The organism is Galliscardovia ingluviei (assembly GCF_014635685.1).
Classification (GTDB): Bacteria; Actinomycetota; Actinomycetes; order Actinomycetales; family Bifidobacteriaceae; genus Galliscardovia; species Galliscardovia ingluviei.
Genome location: NZ_BMDH01000002.1, coordinates 68,044 through 84,987, shown reverse-complemented (window position 1 = coordinate 84,987; position 16,944 = coordinate 68,044). Strand labels below are relative to the sequence as shown.

Here is a 16,944-nt window from a genome sequence, read left to right as displayed (position 1 = left end):
AATAAGGCTATACTAAAGACAGTAGTGTTCGTGTACTAAGAGGTGCAAATGGCAGATATAGACCCACGAATAAGTAAGAATTTGACAGCACAAAATGATGAATACTATAACAGTATAGAAGATCAGCATAGTAAAGGAGCTATTTCGCTGACTATTGGTGCAAAGGACTATCAGGAGGCAATGCATGAATGCATAAGTGAGAAAAAATCTCAGCTCTTCAAGAAAGCTGCACACTGGTATGAAATTAGTGCGCAGTTAGGTAATGGTCAGGCTGCGACAAATCTTGGATACATGTACCAGTTTGGTCGGTTAGGTACAAAAGATATGGAAGAAGCTGCGCGCTGGTATGAGATTGGTTTAGGTTTAGGTAATGAGGAGGCATGCTACAAGCTAGGTGATTGCTATTACTATGCTTCTGGAAAACCACATGATGCAGAACAGGCATATCAATGGTATTGTAAAGCTAATGATCTGGCGCGAAAGCATTGTGATTACAAAAATCCGGAAGATAATGCGGTTATTGGGAGCATTTATCTGCGGTTAGCAACCAGTATTGAGCATGGTGCCGGTGATTTTGAAAATGAAGATCGACTTGCTGCAGCATACCAGCTTTACAAATCTGCTGAACAACAACTTCGAGCTGCAGAATATGGTGGAATTACTTGGTATCGTAAGCAACTTGAAAAAGCACGAGAAGGAGTACAACGCACGGAACAATATAGGTCGCCTGATGAAGTTTTTGATTTCTAGGTAGTAGTGTATATCTAGACCGATGTGAAGTACTGTTATTTTTTCATATATCGAAGAATCATAAAGAAGGTTGATATTAATGAATAAAACACAAACTGATGAGGATGAAATTTTTGATCCACAAATTATTAATGACCCATTTTCACTGTTTGAAAATCAGCTAGGTTCTCGAGCAATTCATGTTGTGAAATCAGTACTTGGCGTGCTTGGTGCAGTGTCATGCATTATTGGTTTGGCGCTGCTTCTGCTGCCTGGTAAAACTTTGGTACTATTTGCAGTAGCCATCAGTATCTATTTTATTATTTCTGGTGTGGTACGCATTATTGGCGCAATTGTTGAACCACTACTTCCTGCAGGATGGCGCGTGCTGGGTATTATTCTAGGCTTGGTACTCTTGATTGGCGGTATTGCTATGATCCGTAATCCTCAAGTGTCTACCGCGTCGCTGACGTTTATCACTGTGGCGTATGTGGGTATTGGATGGATTATTGAAGGTATTTTAGGGCTTGCAGAATCATGGGGTCCTCGCTCTGGATGGGCTATTGCTGCGTCAATACTGTCTATTATCGCTGGCGTAATTGTTCTTATTGAACCATTTAGTTCAGCAGTTATGCTTATCGCATTTGCTGGCATTATGATGATTGTGCTTGGTGTAATCTCGCTATACCGCGCATTTACTTTCGGCAAGATTCGCTAATACAGTATTGCTTTTCAAATACACATCATGACAAACGCAAGTGGTCCTCTACATTATGTGTAGAGGACCACTTATCTGTATAAGTAAGTTAGTACCAGTAGTAAGTACTTATATGCTTTACTTGTTGCTATTGGTCATTACACGTGGACCATTAGGGTCACCGACAATAACCATATCCACCATGTTCAGGAATAGACCATGTTCAACCACGCCAACAGTGTTAATGAGGTCTTCAGCAAGTTCACGAGGGTGATCAATACGGTTAAGATGCAGATCAACTACATAGTTCTTTTCATCGGTGCGTACTGGCTGTCCATCGGCATCGAGGCGTAGTACAGGATTGTATCCACGATCCTTGAAACGGCTGATAACATGACCAGCACCAAATGGAATAACTTCAACAGGCAGTGGGAAAGCGCCGATGGTATCCACTACCTTTGTCTCATCAACAATCCACACAATGCGGTTGGAGTTTGTAGCCACAATTTTTTCCCACAAGAGAGCAGCGCCGCCACCCTTAATGCCATCGAAGTTCTTATCAACTTCGTCAGCACCATCAATAGTGACATCAATATGGTCTACATCATCAACATCAACAATCTTAATGCCATAGCCTTCTGCCTGCTCTTGGGTGCGGCGAGAAGTGGTTACGCCAGTGAACTGCAAGCCTTCTTCCTGCACACGGCGACCGAGCTCATCAACCAAAAAACGAACGGTTGAGCCAGTGCCCAGACCGACAACCATACCGTTTTCCACTAATTTTGCTGCTTCAATGCCAGCTGCCTTCTTTAGCGCGTCTTGCTGTGCCTTGTCCATCATGCCCCCTTTAGCTGTGCATAAACATATATGTGTATGCTATGGTTTCCAAGCTCTAGCGTACAACAACCTCATCACACTTGGCGATATGTACACTCCATATTTGAACGTGCATATCGTAGTACTAGTGTATGAGCAAATATAAACAGCGAAGCTATGACAATACCACATCTCCGTCAAGGTGCAGGTGACCATCCGCATCAACAAACCCATCAAAAATAATAGCGCCTTGAATATGCATGCGCTCACCAGAAAAATGAGGGCTTGATGAAGGTGGGGGAGTAATGACAATATCCCCGGTTGCGTGTAATCCACTAGATCGCGTGTTATTTGGCGAAGACTGAGCAATTGATGCAGATTGCGTAGCTGTTGATAGTTGCTCTGCTGCAACCTGCTGGGTAGTCGTCGAGACTTGTTCAGTTGCTGATTGCGTGCTCGCTGCTGGTTGCGCAGTTGCTGTTGGCTGTTGAGCTGGTGAAGTTTGGGAATGCGGCTGGTGAATACTTCCACTATGTGCGTCACGATAATCTTGTGCACTCAGTGTTCCCTGTAATAATTCTTGCGCAGCATCAGGTACGTGAGTGTGTTCATCCGCATATTCGGAGGCAAGCAATGATTGCCATCCTTCGCGCGGCAAATACCCTTCTTTTGCGCCGCTACGGCAATCAGTAGCATAAGTGCGTGCAAGCTCATCAACAAGTTCATTACCAGCATTGCCGGCATGCCCTTTAACCCACACAAAGCGCACGGCACCTTCGCGAGCAGTCAATTCAGCATCAATAGCCTTAACTAAATCAGCATTCTTCACTGGCTGCTTTTTGGCATTCTTCCAGCCATTGCGCTTCCAATTATGCACCCACTTTGTTGCACAATTAATAGCATATTGTGAATCAGTTTCTATAACGAGTTCTTCGCTACCTCGATGTGTGCGCAAAGCTTCTAAGACTGCGCAAAGTTCACCGATTTGATTAGTGCCGTTTGTCGCTCCGCCAGCATCATATTGCCCAGTATGCTGGTGTGATGTTGCATTGCCTAATGAGGTGCTATGATCAGCCCACGCCCAGCCCATTGGTCCATTTGGATTACCTAAAGCGCTACCGTCTGTAGAAACTGTAATTGTCATATTAGAAATTTATATGTAGGTAATCACAAATGGACCTTCGCACTTTGGGTGCTCACAGAGGCTACTGACACTTCACTGGAGTGTCAGCTTCACGCCTCTGCTTTTGGATTACCTAAAGCGCTACCGTCTGTAGAAACTGTAATTGTCATATAGCTACTGTACCTGATGGTCTTTATCCCTTTGATTTCGCTCGTTGTCTCGCTCACGGAGCTGGTTGAAAGTTCACTGGACTTTCAACTGTTCAGCTCCGCAAATTGACCTTCGCACACGGTATGTATTAGGTCCGTGTGCTCACAGAGGCTACTGTAGAAACTGTAATAACTTGTGGTAGCACACTATAAGTTAAGCAAAAAGATCATTCAGTGCTTCAGCCATCGTTGGATGGGTGAATACCATATTGCGAAGTTGTGTTGCTGGCGCTTGAAGATCCATAGCAAGTTTCACAATATTGATAACCTCATGTGATTGTGCTGCAAACAGCATCGCACCGAGAATCCTATGCGTACCACGCTCAACCAGCGCTTTCATCATACCTTCGGTGTGGCGCATAACTTGAGCTTTTGGCACTGCTGCTGTTGGCATTTTCTTTACTTCAAAGTCGAATCCGGCTGCAATGGCTTCTTGCTCATTGAGTCCAACTCGTGCATATGGTGTATGTAGAAAAGTGACGCTGGCAATATTTTTGCGATCTTTGCGTGTATACGGAGCTTCACGCTCATCAAGCTGGGAAAGCACTATGCGATAGTCGTCTAGTGAAATATAGGTATGTTGTGGTCCTCCATTGACATCGCCAAGTGCCCAAATATTTGGAGCAGTAGTGCGTAGTAAATCATCGACCTGTACTGCACCGCGATCAGTGAGTGCAATACCTGCTTTCTGGGCATCAAGACCCTCAGTATTCGGTACTCGACCCGTTGCAATAAGTACAGCATCCGCTTGGATGTGTGTAATGGTGTTGTCTGTTGAATTATCTGCTGATGCAGTATTTGCTGATGCGGTATCCGCATTATCAACTGCTACTTCTAAGAGCACACCATGTCCATCAGCTGCTTGACTGACACGGTGTGTATGGGCATTGGTTATGAAGGTGATGCCTTGTGCTTCAAGGCTTTGGTGAATGGCTTGGCGAATATCTTCATCTTCATTTGGCAAGAATGAATTGTTGTGTTGAAGTACCGTAACTTGACTGCCGAAATCTGCATACATTGAAGCAAATTCAAGTCCAATGTAGCCGGCTCCAAGTATGACTAAACGCTCAGGAATTTCGTCAACTTCCATCATGCCGGTGCTTGTATATACGCCCGGAGTTGTGTTAATACCCTCAATATCTGGAATACGTGCAGTAGCGCCGGTATTGATAAAAATTTTGTCAGCATTCACTACGACTGGCCCTTGCGCGGTATCTACTTGCACTTCACTTGCAGAGAGGAAATGCGCGTGCCCATCAAGTACCGTTATATGCTCTTGATCTGCGAGTTTATGATAATTCTTAGAGCGCAACATAGCGGTGAGTTGACGTTTGTTTGCAATAGCGTTGCTGTATGCTTGTTTGCGCTTGTCTGGATCGCTACTTTCGCCAGAAAATTGCGCACGTTCAGCATCCAAAATGAGTGATTTGGAGGGTAGGCATCCAATATTGATGCAGGTGCCACCATACATTTGATTATTCTGCTCGGCTACTATTACGTGTTTGCCTTGTGCGCCAAGTTTGGCTGCAAGTGTTTTGCCTCCTTTGCCGAACCCAATAATCAGCGCATCGGCGTGCATAGATTGAGCTGACTTTGGTGAAGTTGGTGCTGGTGCGTCTGGTGTGAGTGGGGTAGCCGTTGAAATTGATTCATCGATTACAGTTGCGCTTATTATATTGGTTGCTGTTGTAGTCATGGTATCCTCTATATATGTATTGTGTGAAGGCAGAGTTTTACGCAATAATCGTTGCAAATACAGACTCTATCTGCTGTACTCGTTGCTGAATTACGTATTTATCCTCAGTTGTTTCACGTGGGATCAGTGGATGATCTTGCTGACCTTGCTGATCAAGTATGGCTTGGTCAGGACTGAATAATCGCTGTGTAATATCGCGTACAGTAATTTGGGTGAGCTTGTTATAACATGCTGTGTTTAATGCTTGGGAAAGCCCTGCAATCACGCCACTCATTGATTGCGATACGCGACAATCTAATGTCATATCGCCTGGGAGCCAGTTGGCGTTAATAAAATCTGTGTGGAGCGCTTGAGCAATATCGCGTAGTGAAATCGTGCTCGCTGGTTGCGCAAGAGTGTATCCTCCTTCAATGCCTGCTTTTGAGTCTACGATATGCGCATGGGTAAGCGCTCGCATAACATTGCGCACTCGTACAGCGTTGGTACAAATATTTGCTGCAAGGACTTGGCTGGCAAGGGGCTGATTGCGGTGGTCTAGATATACCAATGCATGAAGTGCTATCGCGAAATCGCTATTCACATTGCCTCCTCACTTGGTTATGCAGTATGGGAGTCTCGTATTTTTTTGCGCTACCAAATACATAACTGTAATTTTTTTCATTACAGTTATATGTAATAACAAAAGTTACAAATTGTCAAGTAGCAAAGCTACTAGCTCAACAGCAAAACGATATAAAAAGCACTTGCTAGAAGGGAAAACCTCATAGCAAGTGCTTAAGTCAAGTACTGATAATGCAAATCATTCATCTATTGCATTATCAGCAGGTACATTATTCACCAAGTGCTTTATCAACAACTTGTGTAGCCTCATCAAGTACTTGATCAAGTGCATCTTCGGAGACAAAGGACTCCGCGTATACCTTATAAATATTTTCAGTACCGGATGGGCGTGCAGCAAACCAATTATTCTTGGTGACTACTTTCAAACCGCCAATCTTTGCACCATTTCCAGGAGCTTCGGTGAGCTTAGCAAGAATTGGCTCTCCAGCCAAAGTATCTGCACTTACAGCATCTCCCGTAAGCGTAGCAAACTTTGCTTTCTGCTCAAGTGTGGTAGGAGTATCTACGCGCTTGTACCAGCTTTCGCCAAAGCGCTCTACCTGCTCTTGATGCAATTGAGCTGGATTCTTGCCTGTGCGAGCAGTAATTTCTGCAGCAAGCAAGTCTGGAATCAAACCATCTTTATCAGTGGTCCACACGCGACCATCCTTGCGCAAGAAGCTCATACCAGAGCTTTCCTCGCCGCCAAATGCTACTTCGCCACTAAACAGAGGATCGACGAACCACTTAAATCCTACAGGAACCTCGACGAGCTTTGCGTTGATTGATGCTGCAACACGATCAATAAGCGAAGAAGAAACTAAGGTCTTACCGATACCTGCGCCTGTAGGCCAGCCTGGACGATTACCTCCAAACAAGTACTCAACGCATACAGCAATATAGTGGTTTGGATTCATCACACCCCAGTTAGGGCATACAATACCGTGACGGTCAGCATCAGGGTCAGTGCCACCCACAAGGTCATATTTATCCCAAGCGCCAGCATTAAGCTCATCAACCAAGCCCTTCATAGCGTAGGTTGAGCTTGGATCCATACGAATCTTGCCATCATGATCAATAGTCATGAAACGCCATGTTGGATCAACTTCTGGTCGTACTACATCAATAGAAAGACCATACTTTTTGTTCATCAATGGCCAGTAGTTTACTGACGCGCCGCCAAGAGGATCAATACCAAGGCGTACACCAGAAGAGCGAATGATATCGAAATCAATCACATTGCTCAGGTCAGCAACATAGTGTTCGCGATAATCAAAACGTTCCACCAAATCAGAAGTAATAGCCTGCTCAAAAGGTACACGCTTTACTTGCTTGTAGCTGCCGAGTAGTTCATTTGCGCGTGCAGCAATAGCATTGGTAGTTTCTGCTGGAGCAGGACCACCAGTTGGAGGATCATACTTGAAGCCGCCATCGGTTGGAGGATTATGAGAAGGTGTAACCACAATACCGTCCGCCAAATCAGCGCCAGTGAAACGCTGAGTGCCGTCTGCGGCGCGATTATGCGTCAGAATTGCTTGAGAAACTACTGGAGTTGGAGTGAAATCATCGCGTGAATCAACGCGCACGCGCACCCCGTTAGCAACCAGTACTTCAATAGCAGTTTTCCATGCTGGCTCGCTTAACGCATGGGTATCGCGACCGATATAGAGTGGCCCATCAATACCTTGTGATTTGCGTAGCTCTGCAATTGCCTGCGTAATAGCTACAATATGTGCTTCGTTAAAGGAAGTCAGCAGGGAAGATCCGCGGTGACCTGAAGTGCCGAAAGCTACACGCTGAGCTGGAACTTCGGGATCTGGAATACGGTCGTAGTAGGAACCGATGACTTCATCGACATTGATTAAATCTTCTGGGGTAGCTGGTAACCCCGCATTTTTTGCAACCATAGTTTCTATTGTGCCATAGGGGTGAACAATTTACTGTGATTTATCGCACAATCGTCCATATTAAGGAATGCGACTAGCAATGTTTGGAGCGTGGAGCACTTCACTCGAAGCAGTGTATTGCTCCATGAAGTACACTACAGCAACGATCTATGCTACACATCACGAGTATACGCTTTTTGAGCATCACTATTATCTGGGGCTGGTTGCGCAATCTCATCTGTTGAAGCAGCAGTTGCAGCGCTTGCTGGGCTTTTTTCTTGACTTTGTTCCAACTGATCTGTCACTTGCTGAGGATTATTTGGTTGTGTGTCAGTGGTTGCTGCTGGAACACGCACCCAAAGCGCTTTTGGCTCAATAGTGAACTCAATACGCGAAGTTTTGCCGAGAATATCGCCATCAACTTGTGCCAAAGCAGGCTCTTGGAGTGTAATTTCGGCTCGTACTCCCTGAATTTGGTCAACTGATGAATTGGTAGATAGCGGATTTTGCCCAGATTTATGGGTAATGGTTTGTGTTAATACGTCACCAAATAAATTGGCCCAACCAATAATGCCTCCGGTAGTGTCAATAATTTCAAAATTCAAAATACCGTCATCAAATGCGGCATCAGGCATTAGTGAAAAGCCAGGAATTTGGCCACAATTACCAGCCATCAGCGTCCTGAAGGTAATATTGGTTGAGGTGTGTTTACTGCCGTCAGCACTGGTAATTTCAAGATCACCGTGGTATTTAGGGGAGAAGAGATGCTTGACACCACTGGCAAAATAGGCGAGCCAACTGATACTACGTTTAAGATCTGGATCGGTGCTGTCAATCATATCAGCATCAAAACCAATGCCTGCAATAATGAGAAAAGCATGCCCTCGCTGCGGTTCTTCGGAATCCAGCAGGCGCATCCTACCCATATCCACACGCCGCGAACCATGCGACGTCGCTACGAGTAGTGCCGCTTCAATATCGCCGATAGGTATACCCATATTACGCGCAAACAGATTGCCGGTGCCGATTGGAATGATGCCAAATGGTCGCTCTGTGCCGGCGACGGCGCTTGCAGCAGTTCGCACTGTGCCATCGCCTCCCACGGCTATTACAGCATCGGCACCTGCCTCAAGTGCTTCCTGTGCGCATGCTTTTCCGTCTTTATCGAGCTGTGTTTCATAAAACACAGCTCGGCCCACAGTATGGTGTGAGAAAAATTGTTCGATGTGTGCGCGAGTGTCAGCGGCAGTGGGCTTTGAGGGGTTAAGAATAAATGCGTAAGTAAATGGTGCGTGGTGGCGCTGTTGAAGTTCTTGAGCGAGTTTACGACGTTTTGCACCGAGCAGCCATACTACAAGCGCTATTGCTGCGATAGCAATAATGATAATCGCCAGTGCAATCGGAATGATATTCATCTGCAATCTGCCAGTTGCTATTCCTATATGAGTTACTGTCCCCGAACTTGGTGTTGTGCTAGGTGCCAAGAAGTGCTTGAACATAGCAACTGCTGAATATACTGATTCCACTCGCATATGTTGTATTGTGCACGAAGTAGCCGTTTTGATGGAACAGTTTCCTGAAATGTACGCGCTATCTCTACGAAATGTGTAAGCCGCGCCACATTGACGTATTTCTATATGAGTTAATTCCACATGACTAATTCTCGAATGAGTACCTATCCTGAGCGCCTACCCTTAGTCCTGAGCGCCTACCCTGAGTACCTACCTGTAGTAGTGTCGTATGTGCGCATTAGCCTTACAGTATGCTTGATATTCAATTCATTCGCGAGCACGCTGATGTTGTAAAAGAGTCCCAGCGTAAGCGTGGCGAATCTGTAGAACTAGTAGATACTGTATTGCAGTCCGACCAGACGCGCCGCGATGCGTTGCACGCGTTTGAAACAGCCCGAGCAGAGCAAAAAGCTATGGGCAAGCAAGTTGCCAGCGCTCCTGCAGAGCAAAAAGCAGCACTGATTGCACAAACCAAAGAGCTTGCTACCAAGGTAGGAGAATATAAGGCCCAAGCTGACCAGGCAGCTGAGGAATATACCTCTGCTATGTGGAAGCTATCGAATATTGTTGAGCCAGAAGCGCCAGAAGGTGGCGAAGATGACTATGTGGTAGTCGGTAAGTTTGGCACTCCACGTGATTTTGCTGCAGAAGGTTTTGAGCCAAAGAACCACCTAGAATTGGGCGAAGGTGTTGCCGGTATTGATATGCGCCGCGGTGTAAAAGTCTCCGGATCTCGATTCTACTTCCTGCGCGGAGCTATTGCGCGAATGGAAATTGCCATGCTCACTATGGCAGTAGATCAGGCAGAGTCTGAAGGGTTTATCACCACTGTTACACCAACACTCGTACTGCCTGAAATTATGGCAGGAACGGGATTCCTTAATGCGCATGCGGATGAGATCTACCGTTTGCGTGAACCAGATGAGCAATACTTAGTGGGTACTTCAGAAGTTGCGCTCGCTGGTATGCACCGTGATGAAATTCTCGACTTGAGCAATGGTCCACTGCGCTACGCTGGCTGGTCTAGCTGCTATCGACGTGAAGCAGGTGCTGCTGGTAAAGATACTACCGGCATTATTCGCGTGCATCAGTTTAATAAGGTGGAAATGTTCGTGTATTGCCGCCAAGAAGATGCTCGCGATCAGCATAAGTTCTTGCTTGATATGGAGCAGCGTATGCTCGGTAAGATGGAGCTTCCATATCGCATTATTGATACTGCAGCTGGTGATTTAGGTTCTTCTGCTGCTCGTAAATTCGATTGCGAAGCTTGGGTACCAACACAAGGTCGTTACCGTGAGCTTACGAGTACTTCTAACTGCACGGAATATCAGGCTCGTCGCTTGAATATTCGTGAGCGTACAGAGGATGGTACTCGCTCAGTAAGCACGTTGAATGGTACACTGGCAACTACTCGTTGGCTTGTGGCCATTATGGAAAATCATCAGCAAAAAGATGGTTCTATCGTCATTCCTGAGGCAATGCGCCCATATATGGGTGGTCGCGAGGTTATTGAGCCAACTACTTGGGAAGCATAACGTGCATTATGTGTGTTCAACGCGTATTCAACACGCACTATGTGCACTAACTTGCACATTCTAGACTTTGCGCTACACTATTCAAGGTGCTTTGCACATGTAAATGTGTAGTGCATTGGACAAGTGTCCGAGCGGTCGAAGGAGACGGTCTTGAAAACCGTTGAACGAAAGTTCCGCGAGTTCGAATCTCGCCTTGTCCGCAGATAAGGGTTTCAAGCATTTGCATGAAACCCTTTTGCATATGTACTTTCTGTCGATGTGGCAAGTGCCTATGTATTCAATAACTGTTATATGCCACAAATGTTTGACATCGGAAAAATACGAGATATCATAAATAATGAGGGTATTTCTTGGAGTCTTCTTTCTTACTCAACGGACAAGTATCTTCAAACTGACAAACTATTATTCAAAGAGGAATGATATGAAAAAAACCATCATTGAGACATAGAATTATTGCACTTTTAGCTTCTTTCGCTCTTTCTTTCTCGGTAGCTATCCCATCGATTACCGTGTATGCCGATGAGCCAGATTATTCGACCTCCGTCCAAAACACAACACTTCCTGCGCCGAAAGAGAGTGATTACAAATCATCATATGGCGAAAGAAGCATCATAACCCAAATCGCCAAACGCGCAATTAGATTCATCATCAAACACAAAGGAGCTGCTGCAAATGTCGTCGAAAGAATTTCAGGAAGAAAAGCCGCAGATACTTTCATAAAGCATTTTGACGAAATATCTTCGGCCATCTCACCGTTACTGCAATGGTCTGACCTACCAGCTCAAGCAGTATATGATGCAGTATTTCGAGCACTAGTGGATGCCAGTGTTCCACGCGAAACAGCAGCAAAGGTGGCATTGGCAATTAAAGAAGGATTGAGTTGGTTTATCTAATATGACTGAATATCCAGAGCGCATTACTCCAGGTCGTGAATGGCTTTTCATACATGCGCTTAACGAAATTGCAGAAAGTATCGGTTCGACGACCCACGACCCAATTTCTCTCCACCTATTTTGTTTGACCTACGATATTACATTTGATGAGCTAGGCAAGATTCTTGTGGCTTATAATACGATATTACGAAGCCATACATTCGAAGAACTTAACTTTTCATTATTCAAGGATGCGCTCATTAAGGAATGTAAAGCTGCAAAAAACTTTCACGATGATATTATCGCTGCCTTTATCATTGTATTCGCTAAATGGATGCTTATTGAGCTAAGACCATTTGCCGCCGCTCTTCAAAAAAGCTACCCTTTCAGTTCAGATGAATACCCTAAATATGGGACGTTAGAATACGATCCAAGCTGGGTATGAAGAGCCAAAAGACAACGAACCCAAAACTGAATAATTGTGGCATATAGGCATGAAGGGACCTCCAACTTTTCGTCCGTGGTCCCTTCATGCCTATATGCCAAATCACACAATCTGGAAAGCCCTTTAGTTTCAAAAGCAAAGGCTCGGACTTCAATAGCCCGAGCCTTCATCTATAGCGCAGCTGCTAACTAGTGCAACTAATCGCTGAAATGTACGAGTACTAGCACACGCCTTGTGCAACCATAGCGTTAGCAACCTTGGTGAAGCCTGCAATATTAGCGCCAGCCATCAAATCGCCGTCAACGCCGTATTCCTTAGCTGCTGCCAAAGAATCAGCAACAATGGTTTCCATAATGGACTTGAGCTTAGCGTCAGTCTCTTCAAAGGTCCAAGCGAGACGGTAGCTGTTCTGGCTCATTTCCAAGCCGGAAACTGCTACACCACCAGCGTTTGCAGCCTTAGCAGGACCGTAGAGTACGCCGTTTGCCTGATAGGTTTCGATAGCTTCTGGGGTAGAAGGCATATTAGCGCCTTCGCATACGACGGTGCAGCCATTAGCAACCAGGGTCTTTGCAGCTTCGCCGTCAAGCTCGTTCTGGGTTGCGCATGGCAGAGCAATATCGCAAGGTACACTCCACACGCCTGCGCAGCCTTCGTGATATTCAGCACCTGGAACGCGATCAGCATATTCCTTGATGCGACCGCGATGACCGAGTTTAATATCCTTAACAATATCGAGCTTGATACCTTCTGGATCATATACATAACCGTTAGAATCAGAAGCGGTAACAACCTTTGCACCCAGCTCTTGTGCTTTTTCTGTAGCGAAAATTGCAACATTGCCAGAACCGGAGATAACTACAGTCTTGCCTTCAAAGGAGTCGTTACGCAGTACACGCAATGCTTCCTGAGTGTAATAGCACAAGCCGTAACCGGTAGCCTCAGTACGAGCGAGAGAACCGCCAAATTCCAAGCCTTTACCAGTGAGCACACCAGAGTACTCATCGCGGATACGCTTGTACTGACCGAAGAGGTAACCAATTTCGCGACCGCCAACATTAATATCGCCTGCTGGCACATCAGTGAACTGACCAATATGACGCTGCAACTCGGTCATAAATGACTGACAGAAACGCATTACTTCAGCATCTGACTTTCCCTTAGGATCAAAGTCAGAACCGCCCTTGCCGCCGCCCATTGGCAGTGTGGTCAAAGAGTTCTTCAAAATCTGCTCGAAGCCCAAGAACTTGATTACAGACTCGGTTACTGTTGGGTGGAAACGCAAACCGCCCTTGTATGGACCGATTGCAGAGTTGAACTGAATACGATAACCGCGATTTACCTGAACCTTGCCGGAATCATCAACCCATGGTACGCGGAACTTGACTACGCGCTCTGGCTCTACAAAGCGTTCAAGGATGCCGTTTGCTTCATATTCAGGATGCATCTCGATTACTGGTTCGAGTGTTTCAAAAACCTCACGAACAGCTTGCTTGAATTCTGGCTGATCGCCATCGCGCTGTTCTACCTGAGCATATACGCGCTTAAGATATTCATTATTGAGCATGGAAACTCCTATTCGTTAGTTGAATACGGGTATGGCGCTATTGTACGAATACGCTGAATAAGTTTTCAATGGATTGTCCAACATGCGACAACTTTTCATTACCAACAGATTAACGCTTATTTTGGTTGAAAAATCAACAAAATCTTACTTTCACTAGGTTGCTTATTTTCAGGTGAGCTGTGTCGTTGACATAGTTGTTCGCGCGTTGTTACATGCTAGAAACAAAAGACTGAACACTACTGAGCTGCTTCTGCCTCATCAAGATCAACAAATCCACCTAAACGCACTGTAGCCAGTAGTGTTGCCTGCGTCAGATTTTCACCTCGTTCAACTAGCGTGCCTATCATAGATTCATATAAAGCAAATGTAGTGTCTGAATAGGTGCTTAATTCGCCACGTAAATATGTTTCAAATGAAGTATTATCAATTTCATCTTCATCAGTAGTGAGCACACGCATCGCTAGACCCAGCTTAGGCCAAGATTCACGGAATTGACGTGCCCATTCAACTTGAGTAGCAATTACTTTCTCTTGTCGTGCTATACGGTCAACACTAAGTTTTGGAAGTGCTGGTTCAAGTTCTCGTGCATAACGCTCTGGTTCAGTGGTGCTCATCATACGCGCATATTTTTCAGTGAGCAGATTGCGACCGGTATCGTCAGCATCTTGCAAATCCTGCATATAGCTGGCTTGTAGTTCTAGTGGCCATGTAATAAATTGACTAAAACGCATTTGGTGGAATGTTGGCCAATTACCTTGGCAATTTGCTCTACCACCTTCATTATTGACAAGTTGGAATTGGTCCCATTCGTGACGCACAATCAATTCAGCGCGATGAGCTTGCTCGTTAATATCACTTGGATTGTCATACCATAGCGTGTGCTGTAATACGCCAGTTTCGCCACGTTCAGTAGTTTTTCGTAAATCGTCAGCATCATCTGGCATGTGTGTCATTTTAGTGCCAAGCGCATCCGGAGTGAGTATGGTTTCGTCGTGTTCTTCATTACTCATAGGTATTTCCTTATATGTGTCTTAACTTGTGTTATCAGTGTTTACGAACTATTACCAATACGCTGTTGAACTACATACTACAAACTACGTAACCAAGGATTAGTAATATGCTCCTCAATATATGGGCGTTGCCATTCAAGGAAGGTTTCCTGAGAACGGGTAAGTCCTTCTGTAAGCAGCTCATCAACAACGGCGGAGCAAATGCTGTCAATACAAGACGTAATCTGTTCAATAGCAGGTTCAGCCCCCTTGCCGCCTTCACCAAATCCAACGCCACCAAAGCATGCTGCAGATGAAAGACGCATTAATGATTCAAGCTGTTCGCACACTTGAGGCAAGCGGCTGGCCATGCGGCGAGAAAGTTTACGTAAAGCTGCAAACTGCCATTTATAATACGGCAAATAACCCACAGTAATTGGCTGGTTTATTAAGAACACTAGGGAAGAGCAAGCCTGCACAAATTCTCGAAGAGCAAGCCATGCTGCAGCCCCATCATGACGTTTGAGCATACGTGGCAGATTATATTGACCAGCTTGGCTCATCATGCCAAGTCTTCTAGAGATCAAGGCGAGACGCACATCATCTGGCATATTTTTGAAGCCTTGTCGCGTGGAAGAGAAAGCGCCAAGTGGGTCAGCAAAAATCTCGCCATTAGTTGCGGCAGCCAGTGTAGCTTCGTCAAGCAACAGCCATTGATGAGCCTGCTGTGGATCGCTACTAGGCGCACTGCGATACCCTGTTATCGATTCAAAAAAGTCACCAATAGCAAATACGCCATCGCGTCGTCCTGCTCCTAGGGAGCGTGGTGTGCGAGCATCATCGCTGAGCGCATAACCCATAAATTCATGCGGTAGGGCTCGATATGCTTGTTCAAGTTGCTCACCATATTGCTGATAATCTTCGTCAGTGAGCCACATACAAAAACGCGGACCGAAATCATGGTCATGAGAATACTCATCATCAAAGCCGTAGCATTCTGAGCCATGTCCTACTAGACCAACTGCAACACGTCCTTGTAATGCGGGGAATGCATCAAGTAAGACCTTGCCATACTCTATCCAATAGGCTCGTGCCAGTGCTAGCCCAGACATTGATTGATGTGCTGTTTCAGTCGTATCAGTATGTGTTACTGAATGGCGGTTCTCATCATGTATTTGAGATTCAAGCTGCAGAGCGTTCCAAAAAAGTGCAATATCATGGTCAAAGTTACCAGATAACGGCGGTTCTTGAGGAATATCAATATGAGATTGGTGTGCAGCTTCCAGTACATCATGCAAATTTGATTCAATAACGCGGTAGGATTCTGTATCTTTGCCGTAGCATTGTTCGATAACGACTAGGCTAAGCCTAAAAGCTGTAATAGCTTGTTGGATATTGCCTTGTAGAAAACATACTTGTGCAAAACAGGCTAGGGCAGAGGCAAAATGACCGCTATGTTCAAGCCCTCCATGGTGATAAATACGCAGCGCAGTTGCAGCATGATCATAGGCTTGCTCACGGCTATCAGCAGTTTGGGTTTGAGCAAGCACAAGGGCAAGATTAGTGTGTGTTGAAGCAACATCGATATCGCGTGAAGGGTCAGTGCTAGAGGCACTAATAATCGATAAGGCTTGTTCAAGCTCGTTTGCTGCTTGCCTAAGATCTCCAGTTTCGCTGTATAGCATAGAAAGATTATTGTGTAGGGCCGCAAGGCGCCGGTCATGTTTGCCGAAAAGCTGTTCACTCTGATCGAGTGCTTCGGCGTACCATTGCTGGGCATGTGCGTACTGTCCTGCAGCACGATAAGCAGTTGCAATATTGATCAGGGTAGTTGCCCAAGCTTCGCTGCCTTCAATATGCATATGTTTGCTTAGAGTAATCAGGCGTTCAGCCATTGCAATATTGTCACTGTGACGACCCTGTGAACGGTAGAATCCGAGGATTTCATTCAGTACGCTAAATTCTCCAGCTGCATCGTCTAACTCATGTGTTTGCTGCAAGCAATCCAATAAGTACTGTTCGATTTGTGCTGCTGGTGTATGTGTGGCAAAGAGTTGATCAAGATGTTGCATAAACTGCTCAGCATCAAATGATTGCGTAGTTGTAGATGCGTGTGATGGTGTGCGAGCGTCAATCGAACTCATAAAGCCTCCTTGCATATACCCCTTAGTCTACGCATAGGTTATGTAGTGCAAGTGGGGCAACATGCAGTAGAGCAAAGAAGTTTTGTGAGTTGCCTTACTACTCGTTTATGGTATGCATTATTTGG

14 protein-coding genes and 1 tRNA gene are annotated in these 16,944 nt (G+C 45.4%); 6 read left to right on the top strand and 9 right to left on the bottom strand.

The features are described from left to right. Positions 1–48: 48 nt before the first annotated feature. Complete coding sequence (locus tag IEU85_RS04570) at positions 49–750, top strand: tetratricopeptide repeat protein (protein ID WP_188355075.1); 702 nt, start codon at positions 49–51, stop codon at positions 748–750. A 79-nt stretch (positions 751–829) separates the two neighbouring features. Next, positions 830–1,447 (top strand): HdeD family acid-resistance protein, encoded by a 618-nt coding sequence (locus IEU85_RS04565; RefSeq protein WP_188355074.1) that lies wholly within the window; start codon positions 830–832, stop codon positions 1,445–1,447. Between the two features lie 117 nt (positions 1,448–1,564). Here IEU85_RS04565 and rpiA read toward each other — a convergent pair whose 3' ends face one another. From rpiA to IEU85_RS04535, 6 genes are all read right to left on the bottom strand, one after another. After that, positions 1,565–2,263, bottom strand: a complete 699-nt coding sequence (rpiA, locus tag IEU85_RS04560) for a ribose-5-phosphate isomerase RpiA (RefSeq protein WP_188355331.1) — start codon at positions 2,261–2,263, stop codon at positions 1,565–1,567. Between the two features lie 154 nt (positions 2,264–2,417). Continuing rightward, positions 2,418–3,386, bottom strand: a complete 969-nt coding sequence (locus IEU85_RS04555) for a ribonuclease H family protein (protein WP_188355073.1) — start codon at positions 3,384–3,386, stop codon at positions 2,418–2,420. Positions 3,387–3,728: 342 nt separating this feature from the next. Next, positions 3,729–5,219 carry an FAD-dependent oxidoreductase gene (locus IEU85_RS04550; protein WP_371866647.1) on the bottom strand — a complete coding sequence of 497 codons (1,491 nt, stop codon included), beginning with the start codon at positions 5,217–5,219 and terminating at the stop codon, positions 3,729–3,731. Positions 5,220–5,307: 88 nt separating this feature from the next. Continuing rightward, complete coding sequence (locus tag IEU85_RS04545) at positions 5,308–5,850, bottom strand: RrF2 family transcriptional regulator (RefSeq protein WP_188355071.1); 543 nt, start codon at positions 5,848–5,850, stop codon at positions 5,308–5,310. A gap of 250 nt (positions 5,851–6,100) precedes the next feature. Then, positions 6,101–7,777, bottom strand: coding sequence for a phosphoglucomutase (alpha-D-glucose-1,6-bisphosphate-dependent) (gene pgm, locus IEU85_RS04540; protein WP_188355070.1), 1,677 nt, complete (start codon positions 7,775–7,777; stop codon positions 6,101–6,103). Positions 7,778–7,929: 152 nt separating this feature from the next. After that, positions 7,930–9,171 (bottom strand): diacylglycerol/lipid kinase family protein, encoded by a 1,242-nt coding sequence (locus IEU85_RS04535; protein WP_188355330.1) that lies wholly within the window; start codon positions 9,169–9,171, stop codon positions 7,930–7,932. 347 nt (positions 9,172–9,518) lie between these two features. Here IEU85_RS04535 and serS point away from each other — a divergent pair, with 347 nt between their 5' ends. The 4 genes from serS (at position 9,519) to IEU85_RS04515 (ending at position 12,119) form a co-directional block, all read left to right on the top strand. Beyond that, positions 9,519–10,802, top strand: a complete 1,284-nt coding sequence (serS, locus tag IEU85_RS04530) for a serine--tRNA ligase (RefSeq protein WP_188355069.1) — start codon at positions 9,519–9,521, stop codon at positions 10,800–10,802. A gap of 117 nt (positions 10,803–10,919) precedes the next feature. Further along, positions 10,920–11,002, top strand: a tRNA-Ser gene (locus IEU85_RS04525). Positions 11,003–11,239: 237 nt separating this feature from the next. Continuing rightward, the gene (locus tag IEU85_RS04520; RefSeq protein WP_188355068.1) at positions 11,240–11,695 is read left to right on the top strand and encodes a YqxI family protein; all 456 of its coding nucleotides are present in this window, start codon (positions 11,240–11,242) and stop codon (positions 11,693–11,695) included. A 1-nt stretch (position 11,696) separates the two neighbouring features. Next, positions 11,697–12,119 carry a hypothetical protein gene (locus IEU85_RS04515; RefSeq protein WP_188355067.1) on the top strand — a complete coding sequence of 141 codons (423 nt, stop codon included), beginning with the start codon at positions 11,697–11,699 and terminating at the stop codon, positions 12,117–12,119. A gap of 220 nt (positions 12,120–12,339) precedes the next feature. On the opposite strand, the gene gdhA is transcribed toward IEU85_RS04515, so the two are convergent. The 3 genes from gdhA to IEU85_RS04500 all read right to left on the bottom strand — a co-directional run bounded on the left by gdhA (position 12,340) and on the right by IEU85_RS04500 (position 16,819). Then, the gene (gene gdhA / locus IEU85_RS04510) at positions 12,340–13,686 is read right to left on the bottom strand and encodes an NADP-specific glutamate dehydrogenase (RefSeq protein ID WP_188355066.1); all 1,347 of its coding nucleotides are present in this window, start codon (positions 13,684–13,686) and stop codon (positions 12,340–12,342) included. A 236-nt stretch (positions 13,687–13,922) separates the two neighbouring features. Continuing rightward, complete coding sequence (locus tag IEU85_RS04505) at positions 13,923–14,639, bottom strand: DUF4125 family protein (RefSeq protein ID WP_371866646.1); 717 nt, start codon at positions 14,637–14,639, stop codon at positions 13,923–13,925. A 134-nt stretch (positions 14,640–14,773) separates the two neighbouring features. Beyond that, positions 14,774–16,819 carry a DUF4037 domain-containing protein gene (locus IEU85_RS04500; RefSeq protein ID WP_229714756.1) on the bottom strand — a complete coding sequence of 682 codons (2,046 nt, stop codon included), beginning with the start codon at positions 16,817–16,819 and terminating at the stop codon, positions 14,774–14,776. Between the last annotated feature and the right edge of the window lie 125 nt (positions 16,820–16,944).